Genomic DNA, 21589 nt, shown 5'->3' with positions numbered 1-21589 from the left:
CGTGCCGTAGAGAGCCTCGATGGAGAGGATCGTTGCTGTCAGCATGGCAAGAGAGCAGTATCGCACATCATGATTCACCATCCAGAATCTGACGAATCTGCGTTTCGGCATTGGTGATCACGCGGAAAGTGACCCGTCTGGACTTATCGGAGTCCTCATGCCCCGCTTCATCCAGCACGAGACGTGAAGAAGAAAAGCCGACGGCCGCAACGTGTTCCTTGATCCAGTCTCGATACTTTTCGATGGCCTCTTCTGTGTAGAGGTATTCAAGGACCGAGCGTGTCCGGCTCTGGGATAGTGCCATATTGTTGAAGTAGGCGGTGGGCTCAGTTGCCTCTGTGTTCCAGATGCTGCTGGTATGACCTTCTATCCGCACTTCGTCGATCGAGCTGGAGAAGTCGAGAAGGATATCAAGGTAGCGAGGGAAGAAGTCATCGAGTATCTCCTGGAATCTCGGTCGAAGATCTGCCGACCCGCGATCGAACAAGACTTCCGGTGACTGAAAGGTGAATGCAAGTGTGTCCTTATTGATATTGGCGTCCCAGCTTTCAAGGTCTCTTTCGAACTCATCCACGAGGTTTTCGTATATGGCAATCTGGTTCTCCTGGTATGCCACTGCCACTTCCTTGATACGATCACGTTCAATCAGGGCATAGCGCATCAGGGCGATGGAAATGAGCAGAAACACCATCATCAAGCCGGTCATCAGATCGGAAACCGATAGCCAGTGATGTTCTTCACCACTACCGCCTGAATTCCCGCGACCAAAAAATGCCTTCATTTGAGCCATTGGCATTGTCCGTTATTGGCTGTCATTACGACTTTCTCCATCATCGATATCAACCACCGACTGCTCGGTTGGCATGAGAGGCATGAACCATGGGTCATGCTGGCTCTTTATGTAGGGTAACTGATGGAGACTTGGAAAAACTTTCAGGAAGGCCGTCCAGCTTATGTTCGATATCTACGGAGAACTGTTCGAATCTCTCCGTTTGACGCTCGGACTCGCGAAGCAACTCGACCAGGATGCCAAGCTGCTTCTGATTACTCTTGTCGATGCTGTCCAGCTTGTTGCCAAGGTCATGGTTGTCCAATCGCAGCAGCTTCAGTTGTGAAACCAGGGAACCGTCCTCGTCACCGGCGATGGCATGACGGAGTTTCGCGAGGATTTCCGTCTGCGCCTGCAGAATGGCATGGATATCTTCCGGGCCAACTTCTTGCGGGCTGATACTCGTGACGGCATTGGGTTGCATGAAACCCACACTGGTCGTTACCACCTTGAAGGCAATGGCCGAGGCCATGCCAAACAGGCTGGTCATGAAAGCGGTCTGCAAGCCGCTGAGTAGCAGGGTAATACTGTTATCGATATCGGCAGGATCAAAGTGCATCAGGCCGATGACGATACCGATGAATGTCCCCAGGATGCCAAGTGAGGTCAGCAGGTTCGGAGCATAATGAGTAAAGCCGCGTATGCGGTCTGTCTTGTAGCAGTACAGTGACAACAGGAAGGCGCCCAGGATGAGCCAGAAGAAGACCACGGTGACTCCTTCTGCCTCTTGGATTCTCAAGAACGATTCAAGAGTTGCTGCTGGATTCATCTTGTAACCTCACATGGTTCTTGCAGCCAGTATGAGCCGATAAAAGGGCAGGTCATGTCGGGCTGGCTTTCTTGCGTATCTCTTCCCAACGGTCGAGATATCAGCCGATTGATGTCTCGGGAATGGAATTGGTGAGCCATTGCCCGGTCACGCCGGGGATGACCTGAGGTTTACCGGTCAAGGTGTCGGTCAATCCGCATTCGGTGGGTAGGTGCCGCACCAGATCACGGTTCCGCGCGTAGAGAAGCTGAAACGTCGGCAGGATGATCTGGCCGTTGTCGACCTGATCGGGAAGGGTAGAGATTTTCACTAACAACGTTCCTTGTTGACCTTGCGCTATCCGTATGCACAGGTGGGAGAAGACTATCTCCCGCTTTTTTTGCGTCGTATGGCCTGGATTATCTTATGGAATGCTCTTGTCAAGAACATAAGAATGTACGGCAGTTTGCCCTGTTTTCCATTGAACGTTGTGCAGGCCAAGATGATAGGGCCATTGATGGAGCCACGTGACACCACGCAACCATGGCCCAAATTGCATGGTGGTTCCGTGCGTTGTCATGTTTCCGTCATATTATCTGCCGAGTCTGGCGCCTATCATGGTGATGTTAAACGCCTTGCATGACTTGCCCCCAAACTACAGGAGACATGCTGCATGTCGCAGCCCTTGACGCACCATAATCGTCCCCGACAGGTACTGGATGCCATCGATACCGCTAATGCCCACCTCTCCGAGACTGATCGTGCCGTCAAGTTCGCCAAGCTTGCAGCCTCGCCATACCGTTTCTTTCGTGGCACCAATCATCTCTACTGGGACGATGTCTGGCACGACTGGCGCTTCGCTCTGTTCGGTGGCTTGCCGAACACCCAGACTTGGCTGCAGGGTGACGCCCATGCCTACAACTTTGGCGCTTACGGCCACCATGACGATAGCATCCGTTATGGCATGGACGACTTCGACGATGCGATGATCGGTGACTACCAGTACGATGTCTGGCGCTTGGCGATCAGCCTGGTGCTGGATGCGCGCGAGAATGTCGGCTTGTCACGCAAGGGGATTCGCAAGGCCCTCAAAGCGCTGTTGGAAAGCTACCACGACGAGTTGGCAGGCCATGTGCGCGGCGAAGTCCCCGGCGCGGTGACGCTGGAATCCGCCAAGGAGCCCTTGAAACCCTTTCTGGAGAAGGTGAGTCGACAACATAGTCGGGCCAGGATGCTCGACAAGTGGACTCGGCTTACCGATGACGGCAGGTGTTTCGCCGAGCGACCGGACAAGCTTGCTGGATTGCCGGCGCACTTGGCCAGTCAGTTGCACAAAGCCATCGAGAACGAGTATCGCCAGTCCTTGCGGGGCACCGTTGCCGAGGCAGAGGAGCACCACTTCAGGGTCAAGGACATGGCACGCCGCCTGGATGCCGGTACCGGCTCGCTGGGTCTCGAGCGCTATTATGTGCTGATCGAGGGTGGGCACGACCAGGAACACGACGACGTTATCCTCGACGTCAAGGAGCAGACGTCGCCGGAAGCCTGGCGACTGATGAGCCGCGAGGAGAAACGTGCCTGGCGCCGTGCTTTCCCTCATGAGGGGATACGCCACGCTGCTGCTTTCCACGCCATCGCCGAGCATCCAGACATCTATTTGGGCTGGCTGCATCTGGGCGATAAGGTGTTCTCGGTGCGCGAGCGTTCGCCGTTCAAGGAGGATTTTCCTACTCACAAGCTTGACGGCGCCAAGCCCTATCGCCGGTTGGTCAAGCGCTGGGGACGAATCCTGGCCCGCGAACACCTGCGTGGCGCCCGAGCCCTGCACCAGGATGACCCAGCACGTTTCGCTCGAAGCGTCTGCGCAAGACTCGACGGACGTCTGGAACACTTCATCGACGTTGTCTCGACGCTATCGGTCAGCTATGCCGATTGTGTGGCCCAGGACTATCGCACTTTTGTCGACGCCCGGATTGCCAAGCGCTGATCGCTTGGCAGCCAAGCACGGCGTCTGTCGAAATAACCCGCCTATCTGTCATCCCGCGCCTCGAATCGAGCTACCATGGCCCGCATTGCATGGCTGACTAATAGGAAGAAAGTATGGCGCCGCTCGACCCAATGATGATGAGCGCCGTGATGGCGCTGCTGGCCTTCGTGGTGGCCTGGGCCCTGTCGAGTTGGCGGGCCGGGCGTCGGCTGGAGGAGGAGCGTGCCGAAGCAGCACGCCTGCGTGAGCGAGTGGCACAGGCCGACGTCGGCCTGGCGCGTCTGGACTCCGAATGCGACGCCTCACGCCAGGCGCTGGAACAGGCGCGCCGCGATGGTGAGACATTGCAGGCACGGCTGGCCGAGTTGCAGGAGTGCGAGCAGCGCCTGCGCCAGGAGAGGGCCAGGATGTCGGAAACGCTGACGCTCAAGGAGGCGCATTTCCGCGAACAGCTCGAACTGGTCAAGGAAAGCCGCGATCAGCTGAAGCGCGAGTTCGAGAATCTGGCCAACGAGATTCTCGAGCGCAAGGGCAGGGCGTTCTCGGAATTGTCGCAGAAGAATATCAGCGGCCTGTTGCAGCCGATCCAGAGCGAGATGAAGGGTTTTCGCGAGAAGGTCGAGTCGATCCATCAGCAGGAGACCGAGCAGCGCGTGCAGTTACGTACCGAACTGCAGCATTTGCAGAATCTCAACCGCGCGATCACTGATCAGGCCGATAAGTTGACCACAGCGTTGCAAGGGCAGAAGAAGATCCAGGGCAACTGGGGCGAGCTGATGCTGGAGAACGTGCTGGACGGAGCGGGCCTGCGCCTGGGCAAGGACTATCGGCGCGAGGTCAGTTTCTCTACCGAGGATGGCCGCCAACGTCCCGATGCCATCGTCTATCTGCCCCAGGACAAGCACCTGGTGATCGATGCCAAGACATCGCTGGCGGCCTATACCCGCTATGTGAACAGCGACGACGAAGGGGAACGTCGTCAGGCCCTGGTCGAGCACTGCCAGGCGGTCTCCGATCGCATTCGCGAGCTGGCCGATCGCCACTATTACGACCTGCCGGGGCTCAATTCGCCGGAAGTGGTGGTGATGTTCATTCCCGTGGAGTCGGCCTATGTCGAGGCGCTCAAGTTCGACGAGAGTCTCTACCAGCGCGCCATCGAGAACAATGTGCTGGTCGCCACCCCGACCACGCTGCTGACCAGCCTGAACATCGTGCGCCAGCTATGGCGCTTCGAGGACCAGAGCAAGCATACCGCTGAGCTCGCCCGGCGCGCCGAGAAGTTCTACAGCAAGCTGAGCACCTTTCTAAACAGCATGGAGGATGTCGGCAAGAAGCTCGACGGGGCACGCCTGAGCTACGACAAGGCCATGGGCCAGTTGGTCAACGGCAAGGGCAACCTGATCAAGCAGACCGCCGAGTTCAAGGAACTGGGTGTGGCGGTGAAGAAGGAGCTGCCCGACGAACTGCTCGAACGGGCACGACTTGAGCTGGATAGTGGAGCCGCTCACGCTGAGGAGAATCCATCGAGCGAAGCGGCTGCCGATCAGCAGTATCGATAGGTCTTGCGCTGAAGAAACAAGTTCTCCCCCTGGGGATGCCTGTCTCTCCTCTCTCTACGCCCCTCCCATACGCCACCCCTACGCCCCAGGGGGATGAGGAAGGCATGACGAGGATTGGCGAGTCTAGGAGCGTTCAATCTTAACGCTCGATAAGGAAGCGCTGAAGGAATCGTCGAGCGGAGTAAAGCGCAAGGCGCCCGGAGCACAGGAACCGGAGCCTATGGGGCATAGGTGAGGATTCCGAGCACCGCGCAACGCAGCGATTTGCCCGCGCAGACATTCATTCAGTGCTTCCAAACAACAAGGGGCACTAGACTCATGACCAAAACACGCCACGGCCTTCTGGGATCGTTTCTCGCTGCTTTCCTGAGTGCCGGTCTCGCGCTGCCGGCGATGGCCTTCGAGGACGACAAGCTGACCATCTGGATGGGCGATAACAAGGGACCTGAGGGCATCCGCGAAGTGGCCGAGCGGTTCACTCAGGATACCGGCATCGCCATCGATATCGTCAATCCCGACAACCTTACCGACCGCTTCCAGCAGGCCGCCGGCAGTGGCCAGGGGCCGGACATCGTGATCTGGGCCCACGACCGCATGGGTGAGTGGGCCAAGAGCGGGCTGCTCAAGCCGATCGCGCCATCCGATGACTATCGTGAACGCTATTTCGACTTCACCTGGGATGCCGTGGTCTGGAACGGCGAGACCTACGGTTATCCGGTATCGGTGGAGTCCCTCGGCTTGATCTACAACAAGGCACTGGTCGAATCCCCGCCCGAGAGCTTCGCCGAACTGGTCGAGCTTGACGCCAAGTTGGCCGAAGAGGGCAAGAAGGCGATCCTGTTCGATTATGGTGAGCCCTATTATGGCTGGACCCTGCTGGCCGCCAACGGCGGTTATCCCTTCAAGCGTACCGAGAGCGGCTTCGATGTCACGGATATCGGGGTCAATAACGAAGGTGCCATAGAAGGCGCGACGCTGCTGGTGGAATTGATCGAAAGTGGTGTGTTGCCGCGTGGCACCGACTACAGCGTGATGGATACCCGCTTCAATCGCGGTGAAGTGGCGACCATGATCAGTGGCCCCTGGGCGTGGAGCAATCTTGAGCAGAGCGGTATCGACTTCGGTGTGGCGTTGTTGCCCAAGGTGGGCGATGAACGTGCCAAACCGATGTTCGGTGTGATGACGGCGATGATCAACTCGGCGTCACCCAACGATTTCCTGGCCACCGAGTTCCTCGAGAGCTACCTGCTCAGCGAACAGGGCATGAGGACCTTCAACAGCGATGGATCCCTGGGCGCTGTGGCGCATCGGGCCTACCAGGCGGAACTGGCCGAGGATCCGAGGATCGCCGCGACGTTGGAAAATGCCGAGATCGGCGAGCCAATGCCCAACATTCCCGAGATGGGCGCCTTCTGGGCGGCGATGGAACCGGCGTTACAGAACATCGGCAGCGGTCGCCAGGCCCCCCAGGAAGCACTCGACGCTGCTGCACGGCGGATGCGCCAGTAAGCCACTTCGATGTTCCGGGCCGACTCAATGAGTCGGCTCGACGCCCAGGAACTTCTCATGTATACGACCAATGCTTCGCGCGGCTTGCCGCGCCACCGTTCTCGCTACCCCGCCGAGCGTTACACCCGCTGGACCATGCGTGCGCTGATGGCGGTGCTGGTGCTGTCGACGCTGTGGCTGGTGGTGGCCTTTCATCTGCGTGGACAGTGGATGTTTGCGCTGCTGTTTCTGGTGCTAGGTGCCTCGCTGGCCATCGTCTTCGGCAAGCGCACGCTAATGAGCCATCGTTACGTGTTTCCGGCACTCGCCGGCATGGGCGTGTTCGTGATATTTCCGCTGATCTATACCGTCGGCATCAGCTTCAGCAATTACAGTTCGAGCAATCTGCTCAGCGAGGAGCGGGTGCGCGCCCAGTTCCTCGAGCAGACCTATCAGGCCGAAGGCGTGGCCTTCGACTTCCAGCTCTATCGCGAAGGAGATCGAATACGGTTATATCTCGAGGCGAAGAGCGGTGCTGGGCTGGAAGGCGCTCGTCGGCTGATTTCGGAGCCACTTGGCAAGGCCGGGAAAGGGAAGCTGGCGGTGCGCCCGACCGATGCGCCGCCGCCGGGCGAGGCGCTGGGCCTGCGCGAGGTGATCGCCAATCGCGACCGGCTGCAGGCATTGACCCTGGAAACACCAGACGGCACCGAGCTCAGCATGGTGGGACTGAGAAGCTTCGCGCCAATGCTGCCGCGCTATCAGGAGAATTCCGACGGCAGCCTCACCGACCTACGCGATGGCGGTGTACTGACGCCCGATCAGGAGAATGGCTTCTTCGTCACCGAGAGCGGTGAACGTCTGACACCAGGGTGGCCGGTGGCGGTGGGCTTGGACAATTACACTCGGATCTTCGCCGATCCGGACATCCGTGGGCCTTTTCTGCAGATCTTCGTGTGGACCTTCGTTTTCGCCGGGTTGACGGTGGTCTTCACCCTGGCGGTAGGCTTTGTGCTGGCGTCGCTGTTGCAGTGGGATCAGCTCAAGGGCAAGGCCATCTACCGTACCTTGTTGATCCTGCCTTATGCGGTGCCGGCCTTCATCTCGATCCTGATCTTCAAGGGCATGTTCAATCAGAACTACGGCGAGATCAATCTGATCCTGGAGAACCTGTTCGGCATCCGCCCTGAGTGGTTTACCGATCCGTGGCTGGCGCGGACCATGCTGCTGATCGTCAATACCTGGCTGGGCTATCCCTACATGCTGCTGCTGTGCATGGGGTTGATCCAGTCGATCCCGCGCGATCTCTACGAGGCTTCGGCGGTCGACGGCGGTGGCCCACTGGTCAATATGTTCAGAATCACTCTGCCGTTGATCCTCAAGCCGCTGACGCCGCTGTTGATCGCCGCCTTCGCCTTCAACTTCAACAACTTCGTGCTGATTGCCCTGCTCACCGGCGGCAGCCCGGACATCCTTGGCGCCAGTACTCCCGCGGGGACCACCGACCTGCTGGTCAGTTACACCTATCGCATCGCCTTCCAGGATGCCGGCCAGAACTTCGGCCTGGCGGCGGCCATCGCCACCTTGATCTTCCTACTGGTGGTCGGTCTGTCCCTGCTCAATCTGCGCCTGCCCAAGGTCAAGGTTTAGGAGAACTCGCTATGGCCATGGTTCAACCTCGTTCCATCCGCACCCGCAAGCTGGGTGCCCATTTCGCCTTGGCGGGCTTCGTCACCCTGGTCGTATTCCCGCTGCTGCTGGTGATCTCGATTTCCTTCCGCGAGGGCAATTTCGCCACCGGTAACCTGATCCCCGAGCGTTTCTCGCTGGAACACTGGGCGCTGGCCTTCGGCATCCCCTGGGAGCGTCCGGACGGTAGCGTGGTGCAACCACCGTTTCCGGTGCTGCTGTGGTTGTGGAACTCGATCAAGGTGGCGGTGGTGTCCTCGCTGATGATCCTGCTGCTTTCCACCACCAGCGCCTATGCCTTCGCGCGGATGCGCTTCAAGGGCAAGGCGCCGATTCTCAAGGGCATGCTGATCTTCCAGATGTTCCCGGCAGTGCTCTCCCTGGTGGCACTCTACGCGTTGTTCGATCGGCTCGGTCAACTGGTGCCCTGGCTCGGCATCAATACCCATGGCGCGCTGATCCTTGCCTCGTTGGGAGCGGTGGCGCTGCACATCTGGACCATCAAGGGCTATTTCGAGTCGATCGACGGTTCACTAGAGGAAGCGGCCATGGTCGACGGCGCCAGTACCTGGCAGGCCTTCCGGCACATCCTGCTACCGCTGTCGGTACCGATCCTGATGGTGGTGTTCATCCTCGCTTTCATCATGTCGATCATGGAGTACCCCATGGCCTCGGTGCTGCTGCTCGACGAAAGCAAACTGACGTTGGCCGTCGGCGCCCAGCAGTACCTGGCCGACCACAATCAGCGTTGGGGTGACTTCGCCGCTGCCGCGGTGCTCTCCGGTCTGCCGATCACCATTGCCTTCCTGCTCTGCCAGCGCTGGATCGTCGGTGGGCTGACATCGGGAGGCGTCAAGGGCTGACAACAAGCACGAAGACTGGCTGCGCTCAACAATACTGCGTTAAACATCGTCTCAAAATGCTCATTTACTCTCGTAAACTCCGCTTTTTCGACGATGTTGTGCCTTGTCTTGTCATCGCTCACTGCGTCTTCGTGCCCGTTGTGAACCGATTTTCCTCATCCTACTGCGACGCGTCTTGCCCCGGTCTTGGCTGGGGCTTTTTTGTGGAAACATTCAGTGGACCAGCAAGCAGTCGTTAGTTGCCGAACCGAGCTGTAACGACTCGCTCTGCAATGGCCAGCAAGCCTTCAGGCTGCCAGGCGGAGCGTCCAATGAAGAGCCCGGATACCTCCGGTAGCGTGGCAAGAGCGGCACAGTTGTCGAGGTTGACGCTGCCGCCGTACAGCACCGGGATGGAAGTGCCCTGGGGAGTCGTCGGCAGTGCCTCGTGGATATGGCGATGAATCCAACCGGCGTAATCTGCGGTAGCTGGCGTGCCATGCTCGCCGATGGCCCATACCGGTTCATAGGCGATCAGGACCTTGTCCAGATCCTCATCGGCGACGTCGCTGAGGGCGATGCGACACTGACGGATCACGGTATCGGCGGCGACTCCCAAGCGTTTCTCCTCGGCGGTCTCGCCAACGCAGATCAATGGGCGCAGCCCGTGGGCCAGGGCGGCCTTGACCTTGAGATTGATAGCCGCATCGGTCTCATTGAAGTATTCGCGGCGCTCCGAATGCCCCAACTCCACGATATCGGCGCCACAGTCCTTGACCATCGGTGGTGAAATCTCGCCGGTGAAAGCGCCTCGTTCGGCCCAATGCATGTTCTGGGCACCGACCATCAGTGGCTCATCGGCCAGTGTCTGGCAGACGTGGTGCAGGGCGGTAAAGGGGGGAATCACGAAGCCCTGCAGACGTTCGTCGCGAAACAGGTCGACCCCGCGAAGGGCCTGCGCATAGTGGGCCGCTTCATCCAATGTCTTGTTCATCTTCCAACTGGTGCCTACCCAGAACGGCGTCGTCATGGCGTACTCCTGTGGTGCGGTCGGTTGTGGGGGCAACGGGGGCCCGGTTCAGTCGTGCCGGATGCCGTAATCGCGAATCCAGTGCAGTGAGTCTTCCGTCGTGCCGCTGGGGGTGTACTCCAGCGAGACGTAACGATCGAAGCCCATGCGCTCGAGCTCGGCGAACAGGAAGCGGTAGTTGATCTCGCCGGTCCCCGGCTCATGCCGCCCCGGGTTATCCGCTAGTTGAATGAAGCCGATGCGCTCGTTGTAGCGACGAACCGTCTCGATGAGCTCTCCTTCCGAGCGCTGCATTTGATAGAAGTCATACTGAATCAACAGGTTGGGATGGCCGACAGCATCCAGCAGGGCGGCAGCTTGGGTGGTGTTCACCAGTGGATAGCCGGGGTGGGTGATCGGATTGAGCGGCTCCACCATCAACTGGATGCCGGCCTGTGCCGTGGCGTCGGCGGCATGGCGCAGATTGTCGACCAGCGTCCTGTGCTGCATCTCCTCGGACAGGTCGTTGCGTGGATAACCGAGCGGGCAGTTGAGTTGCGCGCAGCCGAGCTGTCTGGCGATCTCGATGGTGGCATCCACGCCTTCACGGAACTCGTTGGTTCGTTCAGGCAAGACGGCAAGACCGCGTTCCCCCGACTCCCAATCTCCGCCCGGTAGGTTGAAGTGCACGATTTCCACGTCGGCCTCGGTGGCGGCATCGCGAATCCGCTCGGGCCTTTCACAGAACGGGTAAGGGTTATGGAATTCGATGTAACGAATTCCCGCTGCCTTGGCCCGGGCGAAACGTGCCAGGAAGGGCACTTCGGTGAACATGAACGTCAGATTGGCAGCGAGCTTTAGCATGTTGGTCTCCAGCGTTGTTGTGTTCGGACCCAAGGAAGACGGCAGTGAGGACCGCCGTTTCACGGGGTGCCGGGAGGTGGGGAAAACCGGTTGACAGCCTAAAAAATGTTCACTAGCGTTATTTTTAACATCAACCGAAAAAAATTTCAAAACGGAAGCAGTCGATGAAGAACAACCATTCGAGCCATAGCGAAAAGGACCTGGCCCTGCGCGCGGCATGGCTCTCCTATGTTGGCGGCTATACCCAGGCCGAGATCGCCGATCGTCTGATGGTGTCGCGAATGAAGGTGCATCGTTTGATCGCGATGGCTCACGACATGGGCGCGGTCAAGGTCTTCATTCAGGGCTCTCCCGAGGATCTGCTGAAACTGGAAGACGAGCTGAAGCAGCGCATGAACCTCGATGTCTGTTCCGTGGTGCCTGCCATGCCCGTAGAGGAAGGGGTCAACCATTTCGCCAACCTGGGAACGGCCGCTGCCCATTACCTGAAGAGTCGTCTGGATGCCAAGGACGTCGAGGTGCTGGGACTGGGTTGGGGGCGGAGTCTGTCGGAGATGGTCAACCGTCTCCCGCAGATGGACTACCCCGACCTGAAGATGGTCCCGGTACTGGGAAGTGTCGTACGCAAGATGGCCTTGAACCCCTATGACGTCATTCACCGCCTGGTCGACAAGACGGGAGGCGAGGGGTACCTGCTGCCGGTACCTCTGTTTGCCGACACCGCGGAGCACAAACGGGTGCTGATGGAGCAGCGCAGTGTCCAGGACGTGATCAATATTGCGGTTTCAGCCGACCTGACCATGGTCGGGCTGGGAGCCGTACCGTCCCAAGGGCATTCCCTGCTCAAGGAACTGGGGGAAATCGATGCCGAGGATTGCCGCAAGCTTCATGAGGCCGGCGCCGAGGCGGAGTTGTTGGGCCAGTTTCTGGATGCCAATGGCAACCTGGTGGATTGCGAGATCAACAGCCGCACCCTGGGACTGGGCCTCGAGCAGTTACGTGAACACAACATCGTTGCCGTCGCCGGTGGCGAGGAGAAGGTGCATGCCACCCTGTCCGTGCTACGCAGCGGCCTGCTCAAGGGGCTGATCACCGACGAGATCGTCGCTCGCCAGGTGCTTGCTCTGCTAGACGAGGGCGATACGTAGCCACGCCAGGCCCAGCCCACGCCATAACGACAACGAAAACGAATAGAAGAACGACAACATCAGGAGACACGCCCATGCCGGATGACGTGATCGTCGGTCTGGATGCCGGCACCTCGGTGATCAAGGCGGTGGCCTTCGAGCGCCAGGGCCGGGAACTGGCCAAGACCCAGTGCGAGAATCGGCTCGAGACCCGCCCCGACGGCGGAGTCGAGCAGAGCCTTTCAGGTACCTGGGAGGCTGCCCGGGCCACGCTCAAGAACCTGTTTGCCAAGCACCCGGAACTCGCTCCGCGGCTTGCCGCCATCGCGGTAACCGGCCAGGGCGACGGTACCTGGATGATCGATGACCAGGGCCGTCCCGTGGGCGATGCCCTGCTGTGGCTCGACAGTCGCGCCAGTGACATCGTGTCCCATTGGCGGGCGACCCGTACCGGTCCCGAGACCTACCGCCGTACCGGTACCGGCCTCAACCAGTCGATCCAGAGCGGCCAACTGAGCTGGCTCGATCGTCACGATCCCGAGCGTGTCGCAGCAGCGGCCACCATCTTCCACTGCAAGGACTGGCTGTATTTCTGCCTGACCGGCGATCGTGCCACCGACCCGGCCGAGGCATTGTGGACCTACGGTGACTTTCGCAGCGGCGACTACTCGAACGAGGTGCTCGAGCAGTTCGGCTTGTCCAAGTACCGCGAGCGACTGCCGCGGATTCTCGACGGCAGCCGCGAACATGGCGACCTCGGTGCAGAAGTGGCGCGGGAGATCGGGGTGGCCGAGGGTACCCCGGTGGTACTGGCGCCGGTCGACATGCTGGCCACCGCCCTAGGCGCCGGCGTCTATGAGCCCGGCAAGCGGGTAGCCTGCAGCATCATTGGCACCACCGGAGCCCATCTGTGCGTGCGCGAGAACCCGCTCGACATCGTGCTCAGTAACCAATCCTGCTACACCATGCCCTGCATCGCGCCCGATACCTGGGTCCAGCTGTGCTCCAACATGGCCGCCACGCTCAACCTGGAGTGGTTCATCAAGGGCCTCAACCAGATGCTCGAGGCGCTGGGTGAAGCGCCGCTGACCGCCGAAGGTTTGCTGCCGCGGCTCGATGCGGCGCTGGCCACTACCGAACCGGGGCGGGTGGTCTATCACCCCTTCATCTGCGCCAACGGTGAACGCGGTCCCTTCTTCAACCCCCGCGCCCGCGCCCAGTTCCTGGGACTCTCCACCGAGGTCAACCATCTGCACATGGCGCGGGCCATCTACGAGGGTGTCGCCTTCGCCGCCCGCGACTGCTACCACGCCCTGGAGGCCCACCCGGAGGAGCTGCGGCTGACAGGTGGCGCCGCCCAGAGCAAGACGCTATGCACCATCCTAGCCTCGGTGATGGGCGTGCCGGTACGCACCATGACGCGGGGCGAAACCGGCGCGGCCGGCGCCGCCATGGTGGCGAGCCTGTGCCTGGGGCACCACCGCGACCTGGCCGAGGCCTGCCAGACCTGGGTGTCCCCCTTCCTGGCCGAAGAATGCGTGGTGCCCGATCCCGCCCTGCAGAACCTCTACGAGAGGTTGTTCGGGGTCTACCGTCGCTCCTACACCAACTCGGATGGCTTTTGGCGTCATTTCGAGCGCGTCACCGCCGAATGATGAAGCGGTCCACGATTTTCCCGAATGGAGGCAAGCATGTCCGATTCATCCGCCAAGGCCCAGACGCGCGACCGCCGTCCCCGCTATGACCTGCTGATCATCGGTGCCGGCATCAACGGCGCGGGCTTCGCCCGGGACGCCGCCGGTCGCGGCCTGTCCATCGTCCTGTGCGAGAAGGACGACCTGGCCCAGGGCACCTCGTCGCGCAGCGGCAAGCTGATTCACGGCGGCCTGCGCTACCTCGAGTACTACGAATTCCGCCTGGTGCGCGAGGCGCTCAAGGAGCGCAGCGTCATGTTGAAGAAGGCGCCACACATCATCTGGCCGATGCGCTTCGTGCTGCCTCACAGTCCCGAGCAGCGTCCGGCCTGGCTGGTCCGGGCCGGCCTGTTCCTCTACGACCACCTGGGAGGTAAGGACGACCTGTTGCCTGGCAGTCGGAGCCTCGACCTGCATACCTGTCCGGAAGGCGAGGCGCTCAAGGAGCGCAGCGTCATGTTGAAGAAGGCGCCACACATCATCTGGCCGATGCGCTTCGTGCTGCCTCACAGTCCCGAGCAGCGTCCGGCCTGGCTGGTCCGGGCCGGCCTGTTCCTCTACGACCACCTGGGAGGTAAGGACGACCTGTTGCCTGGCAGTCGGAGCCTCGACCTGCATACCTGTCCGGAAGGCGAGGCGATCAAGGACGAGTACCCCAAGGGTTTCAAGTATGCCGACTGCTGGGTGGACGATTCCCGCCTGGTGGTTCTCAATGCACTCGACGCCGCACGCCTCGGGGCCAAGGTCTACACCCGTGCTGCTTGCACCAAGGCCACCCGGCTGGCCGATCATTGGGAGATCGAGCTCACCGACACCGAGAGCGGGGATATCACCACTCTCGCCGCCAAGGCGGTGATCAACGCCGCCGGCCCTTGGGTGGACAAGGTACTCAAGGGCGCCTTCGATCAAGGGGGCAAGGACAGGGTCAAGCTGGTCAAGGGTAGCCACATCGTGTTGCCCAAGCGCTACGCCACCGCCAACTCCTATCTGCTGCAGAACGACGACAAGCGGGTGATCTTCGTCAATCCCTACGAGGGCGACAAGCTGCTGGTAGGCACCACCGACATCGTCTACGAGGGCGACCCTGACAAGGTGGCCATCGACGAGGAGGAGATCGACTACCTGCTCGGTGTGGTCAATCGCTACTTCAAGATCCCCTATACCCATGACGACATCCTGACGAGCTTCTCCGGTATTCGTCCGTTATTCGATGACGCCCAGGACAACCCCTCGGCGGTGACTCGCGACTACGTCTTCGATGTCTCCGACACGAATGACAAGGCGCCTCTGCTATCGGTGTTCGGTGGCAAGATCACCACCTATCGCAAGCTCGCCGAGCACGGTCTGGAAAAGCTCGCGCCCTACTTCCCGGAGATGGGAAAGACCTGGAACGAGACCGCGCCGCTGCCTGGTGGCGACATGCCGGGGGCCGACTTCGAGACCTTCCTGAAAGGGCTCAAACGCGACTATCCCTGGCTCGAGGAGACCACCGTCACCCGCTATGCCCGCCTCTACGGCACCATCGCCCGACAGATCCTCGGCGAGGCCAAGCGCCACGCGGACCTGGGCGAGCACCTGGGGGCCGATCTCTACGCCGTGGAAGCTCGTTATCTGGTCGAGCACGAGTGGGCGCGCAGCGCCGCCGACATTCTCGAGCGACGCACCAAGCTCTACCTGGTCATGCGCGATGCGGAGGTCGAGCGGGTCGAGGCCTGGGTGGCACGGGAGGTCGGTGAGCCTCGGGGCGTCAAGACCGACGCCCACGCCGACAGCGTCGCCACTTCCTAAGCCCGGCCCTTCGCTTGCGACGGCACAGACATTCCAACAACAAGAGGTCTTTTCACCATGAATGCATCAGTCAACGCCGGACCGATACCTCGCCCCAGGAAGGGGCGTGGACTCGCTACGGCAATCGGTATCGCGTTCGTCCTGCTGGGCGCCATGGCCCTGGACACCACGGTCGTGAAGATCGGATCGGAAGCGGATCTGCGCGATGAGGGTTTCTCGGCCGAACGCTTCGGTGCGGAGCATTTCCCCATCGTGCGAGACAGCGTCGAGGAGCGTGCCGTCGAGGCCAGCGAGCTGGCGGCCGCCATCGCCGAGGACCAGACCGCAGCCGGCGAGCGCTACGGGGTGCCGTCCGGTATCGCGCCGGTGATTCCCCTCAGCTTCTCCGGTGTGGTTGGAGAGGGCAAGGCCGGCATCTACACGGTCAATGTCGAAGGCGTTCCCGACGATCTGACGATTCGGGTGCAGACCGGGCCGGCCATCAACGGGACCGATCTGCGCGATGCCACCGGTGACATCCAATTCGGCCAGTTCACCAACCAGATCGAGTACCAGAATGCCGGGGCGGCAATCAACGCCGAGATGAAGCAGCAGGTGCTGTCGGATATCGACACCGGTGACCTGACCGGCATGGCCATTTCGGTCACTGGCGTCTTCCAACTGATCAATCCGCACAACTGGCTCGTGACACCGGTTCGGCTGGACGTTCAGTGAGCCAGACATCCCTCAAGGGTGAGCATGCAATGAGTCAGATACCTCACAAAGAAGACAGCAACGATGAAGTCATCCTTTCGGCACGCCACATCGCCAAGTCGTTCGGCAATGTCCATGCCCTGAAGACGGTGAACTTCGATATCCATCGCGGCCAGGTCACCACCCTGTTCGGCGAGAACGGTGCCGGCAAATCGACGTTGATGAAGATCTTGTCGGGCGTGCTTCAGCCGACATCGGGCGAGATCCTCCTGGATGGCCAACCGGTGAATGTCACCTCGACCACGGAGGCGCAGCGTCTCGGCATCTCGATCATCCATCAGGAGCTGAGTCTCGCGCCCAATCTCAGCGTGCGCGACAACATCTTCATGGGACGCGAGCTGGGTGGGCCGACCAACATCGACTACGCCGAGGAGGAGCGCCAGACGCGTCTGCTGATGGAGGAGTTGGACGAGCCCATCGATCCGCTGACCCCGGTGGAAGACCTGCGCCTGGGGCAGCAGCAGATCGTCGAGATTGCCCGGGCGCTGTCGGCGAACTCGCGAATCCTGATCATGGACGAGCCGACCTCGGCGCTCTCCGCCTCCGAAGTCGAGGTGCTGTTTCGGGTGATCCGTGATCTCAAGAGCCGTGGCGTCTCGATCGTCTATATCTCTCACCACCTCGAGGAAGCGCTGCAGATTACCGACCACGCGGTGGTGCTGCGCGACGGCGTCATGACGGCCTATGCCCAGCGCAAGGACATCGATCTGGAGTGGATCGTGCGCAACATGGTCGGCGAGGGCTTCGACCTCGGTTCACCGCCCACCGGCTACCGCATGGGAGACGTGGCACTGTCGCTGCGCGAGGTGTCCGTCGCGGACGCTTCAGTACCCGACCGATCGGTCGTCGACCGGCTATCCCTCGACGTGCGTGCCGGCGAGATCGTTTGCATTTACGGCCTGATGGGCGCTGGTCGCACCGAGTTGCTCGAGAGCGTCGCCGGCCGCATCCCGTTGACGGGAGGCAGTGTCGTGCTCGAGGGCCATGACGTCTCGAGCCTGAGCATCGCCGAGCGCATCGAGCAGGGCCTGGTGCTGGTGCCCGAGGACCGCCAGCGCGACGGGCTCGTCCAGACGATGTCGGTGGGGGAGAACCTCTCGCTGGCCAGTATCGGTGCATTCACACAGTGGCTCTTCACCTCGCGCCGGCGGGAACAGGATGTCGTCGAGGCCTCCATCGGCAACGTGCATATCAAGACCGACGGCGGTGGGGCCGACATCGGCTCGCTGTCGGGCGGCAACCAGCAGAAGGTCGTCATCGGCAAGATGCTGGCGACGCATCCCCGGGTCGTACTGCTCGACGAGCCCAGCCGCGGTATCGACATCGGTGCCAAGGCCGAGGTGTTCCGGCTACTCAGTGAAGGCGCGCGGCAGGGGCTGGCCGTCGTCTTCTCGACCTCCGAGGTCGGCGAATGCCTGAGCATCGCTCACCGAGTCGTGGTGATGAGCCGCGGCAGAATCTCGGCGGAATTCGGTGCCGACGTCACTAAAGAAGAGATCATGGCCGCCTCGGGTGAAGCCGTGGTCGCGTGATCCACACGAATAGCGGAGTACATAACAATGACCAACGTCAGCCAAGCGGCAAATGGCTCCCAAACGAGATCGTCCGGTGGCGGCTTCGACCTGGGACGCCTGCTGCTCGAGGGCAGGGCGTTTTTCGCCCTGATCGCGATCATCATCATCTTTTCGATCCTGTCGCCGGTCTACTTCTCGGCGAACAACTTCCTGACCATGTCATCGCATGTGGCGATCTTCGGACTGTTGTCCATCGGCATGCTGCTGGTCATTCTCACCGGCGGCATCGACCTGTCCGTAGGCTCGACGCTGGGGTTCGCGGGCGTCTTCGCCGGCTTCCTGATGCAGGGGGTGTCGTTCGAGTTCTTCGGCGTCGTGGTGTATCCCCCGGTATGGGCGGTCGTCGTCCTGACCTGCGCCCTGGGGGCCTTCGTCGGCGCGATCAACGGCGTACTCATCGCCTATTTCAAGGTGCCGGCGTTCGTCGCGACCTTGGGCATGCTCTACGTTGCCCGCGGCGTCGCCTTGCTGATGACCGATGGCCTTACCTACAACAACCTCGGCGGCAGCCCGGAGCTCGGCAATACCGGCTTTGATTGGCTCGGTTTCAATCGGCTGTTCGGCGTGCCGGTCGGTGTGCTGATTCTGGCAGCCGTGGCCATCGCCGCCATGCTGGCGCTGACGCGCACCCCCTTCGGCCGCTGGGTCTATTCCACCGGTGGTAACGCTCGGGCGGCGGAACTGTCCGGGGTGCCGGTCAAGCGCGTGCAGGTGACGGTCTATGTACTGTCGGGGATCTGCGCCGCCATCGCCGGCCTGGTGTTGTCGTCGCAGCTGACCTCGGCAGGACCGACGGCGGGTACCACCTACGAACTGACCGCCATCGCCGGGGTGGTCATCGGCGGGGCGGCGCTGACCGGCGGCCGTGGCAACGTGCGGGGCACATTGCTCGGGGCATTCGTGATCGGCTTCCTGTCCGACGGGTTGGTGATCATCGGCGTCTCGTCCTACTGGCAGACCGTGTTCACGGGTGCCGTCATCGTTCTCGCCGTGCTGCTCAACAGCATTCAATACAGCGGTCGGAAGAAGAAGCGCCCGGCGCCTTCCGACGCTCAGACGTCTTCCTCACAGCAGCGTACTGCGACCTGGCGTACGAATACCGCTGTGGAAAGCCCAGCCGAGGAATCGGCATCACAACCACAACAGTAAGGAAGGTCCACCATGTTCAAGACTGGAAAGCGCCTGCTGATCGCCGCTCTCGCCGTGAGCGCTCCGTTCTTCGCCGGAGCCGTCTCGGCCCAGGATCAGGGGCTCATCTCGATCATCGTCAACGACAATTCCAACCCCTACTGGTTCACCGAGGGCAAGGTTGCCCGCGAGACCGCCGAGGAGTTGGGTTATCAGGCCAATGTCAGTTCTCACAAAGGCGATACCAACGCCGAGAGCCGGCAGATCGATACCGCGATCACCAATCAGGCCAAGGCGATCATTCTCGACCCGGCCAATGCCGACGGTTCCATTGGCGCCGTGCGCAAGGCCGTCGACGCCGGGATCCCAGTGTTCATCGTCAATGCCGAGATCAACCAGCAGGGACTGGCCGAGGCGCAACTCGTATCCAATAACGCTCAGGGGGCGGCGTTGGGCGCCCAGCAGTGGGTACAGGAAATCGGCGGCGAGGCCAAATACGTCGAACTCAAGGGCGCGCCCTCCGACAATAACGCCGCGACGCGCTCGAACGGCTACGAGACCGTGCTCAGTCAGTATCCGAGCCTGGAGCGGGTCGGCGTGGACGTCGCCAACTGGGATCGCACCCAGGGCTACAACAAGATGCAGAGCTTGTTGCAGGCCAATCCCAACATCCAGGGGGTGATCAGCGGCAATGATGAGATGGCGCTCGGTGCGATCGCAGCGCTCAAGGAAGCCGGCAAGCTAGACGACGTGGTGGTCGGTGGGTTCGATGGCTCGCCCGACGCGGTCGATGCGGTCAAGGCCGGCGAGATGGCCTACACGGTCCTGCAGCCGGTGGCTATCTTCTCCGAGCAGGCGGTTCGCATGGCAGACGAGTACATCCGTACTGGTGAGACCGGGCTTAGTGAGGAGAAACACCTCTTCGACTGCCTCCTCGTCACCGCGGACAACGTGGATCAGTACACCGCCCCCTTCGTACTAGCGCAGCAATAGGGCTCCTTTTCAAGCACCTGGGCACACCCATCCCATCTGATACGACACTGCCCGGCCAAGTGCCGGGCAGTGTCGTTGCGGTGTCGTACGTCAGTCGCCCAGTTGCCGTGCCTTGCGGTGGTTCTCCAACGTCATGGCGCAAGCGTCGGCGGCCTCGCGTCCCTTGGACACAAAGTGCTCGTGGAAGAACGCTGTGTGGGTGGCGTGCTCGTGGAAATGGTGCGGGGTGAGCACCACCGATAGCACTGGTACCTCGGTGTCGAGTTGCACCCGCATCATGCCGTCGATCACCGCCTGGGCGACGAAGTCGTGGCGATAGATGCCACCATCGACCACGAAACCGGCACCGACGATGGCGTCATAGCGACCGCTCTTGGCCAGCAGCTTGGCTTGCAGGGGAATCTCGTAGGCACCGGCAACGCTGAACACCTCGACCCGATCGGCCTCGATGCCGTGCTTCTCGGCGAGAGTGGTGGTGAATGCCTCGCGGGCCTGGCCAACGATATCGCTGTGCCAGCTGGCCTGGATAAAGGCGATACGGGGGGATTGACTGGGGGTTGACTGATTCATGGTCTTCCTCGTTTATCATAACCAGAATCAGGGCATGCGGAACCAATCGCCGGGCGCGAGCACCCGTCAACGGAGCCGTTCTCTTCCATCCGGACTATCACCGTCGGCTTCGGAATCGCACCGAATCTGCTGACCCCGATCTTGGCCGCGTCGCCAGGAAAGAGACGCAGGAACCGGATCGGGCGCTCGCGGGCTGAGGCAAAAGTCGCCATCACCGCCGGTGGGGACTTTCACCCCGCCCTGAGAACACGTGGCCGTGGTAGATCCACGGCCACGTCATTTTACGTCGAGCGGCATGGCGGCGCCAGATCTAGCTGACTTCCATCAGCAGAATTTCAGCCTGCTCCACGACGTTATCGACGGTGAAGCCGAAGTGCTTGAACAGGTCGCCGCCCGGGGCCGACTCGCCGAAGCCATCCATGCCGACGATGCGCCCATCGAGGCCCACGTACTTGTACCAGTAGGCGTAGTGGCTGGCCTCGATGGCCAGGCGCTTGGTGACCGCCTTGGGCAGTACCGCCTCGCGGTAGCTGGCGGGCTGGGCATCGAAGGTGTCGGTGGAGGGCATCGACACCACGCGCACCGCCTTGCCTCGGGATTCGAGCTCGACGGCAGCATCCATCGCCAGGCCGACCTCGGAGCCGGTGGCGATCAGGATCAGCTCGGGTGTCACCACGTTGTCCTTGAGGATGCTCTCTTTCAATACGTACCCACCACGCTCGATCTCGCCCAACTGCTGCTGGGTGCGCGCCTGGTGCGGCAGGGTCTGGCGCGACAGCACCAGCGCGGTGGGCGCGCCATGACGCTTGAGCGCCGCGTCCCAGGCAGCGGCGGTCTCCACCGCATCGGCCGGGCGCCAGGTCGACAGGTTGGGAGTGCTGCGCAGCGCCCCCAACTGCTCGATCGGCTGGTGGGGGGGGCCGTCCTCGCCGAGCCCGATGGAGGCA

At 61.2% G+C, this 21589-nt stretch carries 19 protein-coding genes and 1 riboswitch; of the genes, 12 read left to right on the top strand and 7 right to left on the bottom strand.

The features are described 5' to 3' along the window. Positions 1-67: 67 nt before the first annotated feature. The 3 genes from L861_RS13580 to L861_RS13570 all read right to left on the bottom strand — a co-directional run bounded on the left by L861_RS13580 (position 68) and on the right by L861_RS13570 (position 1908). The gene (locus L861_RS13580) at positions 68-790 is read right to left on the bottom strand and encodes an OmpA/MotB family protein (RefSeq protein WP_016417022.1); all 723 of its coding nucleotides are present in this window, start codon (positions 788-790) and stop codon (positions 68-70) included. Positions 791-884: 94 nt separating this feature from the next. Beyond that, complete coding sequence (locus L861_RS13575) at positions 885-1568, bottom strand: hypothetical protein (protein ID WP_236617163.1); 684 nt, start codon at positions 1566-1568, stop codon at positions 885-887. Between the two features lie 130 nt (positions 1569-1698). Further along, positions 1699-1908 carry a hypothetical protein gene (locus tag L861_RS13570; RefSeq protein ID WP_016417020.1) on the bottom strand — a complete coding sequence of 70 codons (210 nt, stop codon included), beginning with the start codon at positions 1906-1908 and terminating at the stop codon, positions 1699-1701. A 342-nt stretch (positions 1909-2250) separates the two neighbouring features. Here L861_RS13570 and L861_RS13565 point away from each other — a divergent pair, with 342 nt between their 5' ends. The 5 genes from L861_RS13565 to malG all read left to right on the top strand — a co-directional run bounded on the left by L861_RS13565 (position 2251) and on the right by malG (position 9163). Beyond that, positions 2251-3564 (top strand): DUF2252 domain-containing protein, encoded by a 1314-nt coding sequence (locus L861_RS13565; protein ID WP_016417019.1) that lies wholly within the window; start codon positions 2251-2253, stop codon positions 3562-3564. 113 nt (positions 3565-3677) lie between these two features. Continuing rightward, positions 3678-5123 carry a DNA recombination protein RmuC gene (locus tag L861_RS13560; RefSeq protein ID WP_016417018.1) on the top strand — a complete coding sequence of 482 codons (1446 nt, stop codon included), beginning with the start codon at positions 3678-3680 and terminating at the stop codon, positions 5121-5123. Between the two features lie 318 nt (positions 5124-5441). Next, the gene (gene malE / locus L861_RS13555) at positions 5442-6632 is read left to right on the top strand and encodes a maltose/maltodextrin ABC transporter substrate-binding protein MalE (protein ID WP_016417017.1); all 1191 of its coding nucleotides are present in this window, start codon (positions 5442-5444) and stop codon (positions 6630-6632) included. Between the two features lie 57 nt (positions 6633-6689). Further along, complete coding sequence (gene malF / locus L861_RS13550; protein ID WP_016417016.1) at positions 6690-8261, top strand: maltose ABC transporter permease MalF; 1572 nt, start codon at positions 6690-6692, stop codon at positions 8259-8261. Positions 8262-8272: 11 nt separating this feature from the next. Next, on the top strand, positions 8273-9163 hold the full coding sequence (malG, locus tag L861_RS13545) for a maltose ABC transporter permease MalG (protein WP_016417015.1): 891 nt from the start codon (positions 8273-8275) through the stop codon (positions 9161-9163). A gap of 235 nt (positions 9164-9398) precedes the next feature. Here the strand turns inward: malG and L861_RS13540 are convergent, their stop codons facing one another. Continuing rightward, positions 9399-10172 (bottom strand): triose-phosphate isomerase, encoded by a 774-nt coding sequence (locus L861_RS13540; protein WP_016417014.1) that lies wholly within the window; start codon positions 10170-10172, stop codon positions 9399-9401. Positions 10173-10220: 48 nt separating this feature from the next. After that, a complete protein-coding gene (locus L861_RS13535; RefSeq protein ID WP_016417013.1) occupies positions 10221-11015 on the bottom strand; it encodes a hydroxypyruvate isomerase family protein in 795 nt (264 codons plus the stop codon). A 164-nt stretch (positions 11016-11179) separates the two neighbouring features. On the opposite strand from L861_RS13535, the gene L861_RS13530 reads away from it, so the two are divergent. From L861_RS13530 to L861_RS13500, 7 genes are all read left to right on the top strand, one after another. Continuing rightward, a complete protein-coding gene (locus L861_RS13530; RefSeq protein WP_016417012.1) occupies positions 11180-12163 on the top strand; it encodes a sugar-binding transcriptional regulator in 984 nt (327 codons plus the stop codon). A gap of 74 nt (positions 12164-12237) precedes the next feature. Continuing rightward, positions 12238-13797 carry an FGGY-family carbohydrate kinase gene (locus L861_RS13525; RefSeq protein ID WP_016417011.1) on the top strand — a complete coding sequence of 520 codons (1560 nt, stop codon included), beginning with the start codon at positions 12238-12240 and terminating at the stop codon, positions 13795-13797. A 36-nt stretch (positions 13798-13833) separates the two neighbouring features. Beyond that, complete coding sequence (locus L861_RS13520) at positions 13834-15624, top strand: glycerol-3-phosphate dehydrogenase (RefSeq protein ID WP_016417010.1); 1791 nt, start codon at positions 13834-13836, stop codon at positions 15622-15624. Between the two features lie 57 nt (positions 15625-15681). Then, the gene (locus L861_RS13515) at positions 15682-16338 is read left to right on the top strand and encodes a DUF2291 family protein (RefSeq protein ID WP_016417009.1); all 657 of its coding nucleotides are present in this window, start codon (positions 15682-15684) and stop codon (positions 16336-16338) included. Beyond that, positions 16335-17909 carry a sugar ABC transporter ATP-binding protein gene (locus L861_RS13510; protein ID WP_236617162.1) on the top strand — a complete coding sequence of 525 codons (1575 nt, stop codon included), beginning with the start codon at positions 16335-16337 and terminating at the stop codon, positions 17907-17909. The genes L861_RS13515 and L861_RS13510 overlap by 4 nt, the downstream gene beginning before the upstream one ends. A gap of 27 nt (positions 17910-17936) precedes the next feature. Continuing rightward, positions 17937-19100, top strand: coding sequence for an ABC transporter permease (locus tag L861_RS13505; protein WP_016417007.1), 1164 nt, complete (start codon positions 17937-17939; stop codon positions 19098-19100). A gap of 12 nt (positions 19101-19112) precedes the next feature. Next, on the top strand, positions 19113-20072 hold the full coding sequence (locus L861_RS13500) for a D-ribose ABC transporter substrate-binding protein (RefSeq protein ID WP_016417006.1): 960 nt from the start codon (positions 19113-19115) through the stop codon (positions 20070-20072). A 90-nt stretch (positions 20073-20162) separates the two neighbouring features. Here the strand turns inward: L861_RS13500 and L861_RS13495 are convergent, their stop codons facing one another. Next, complete coding sequence (locus L861_RS13495; protein ID WP_016417005.1) at positions 20163-20642, bottom strand: 6,7-dimethyl-8-ribityllumazine synthase; 480 nt, start codon at positions 20640-20642, stop codon at positions 20163-20165. A gap of 73 nt (positions 20643-20715) precedes the next feature. Beyond that, positions 20716-20894, bottom strand: a riboswitch (FMN riboswitch). A 58-nt stretch (positions 20895-20952) separates the two neighbouring features. Further along, positions 20953-21589: transketolase-like TK C-terminal-containing protein (locus L861_RS23660; protein ID WP_330217783.1), on the bottom strand; the 637-nt coding region annotated here is incomplete at its 5' end.

The organism is Litchfieldella anticariensis FP35 = DSM 16096 (genome assembly GCF_000409775.1).
GTDB lineage: Bacteria > Pseudomonadota > Gammaproteobacteria > Pseudomonadales > Halomonadaceae > Litchfieldella > Litchfieldella anticariensis.
Note: the sequence above shows the minus strand (reverse complement) of the source record. Positions and strands in the feature narration are given on the sequence as shown.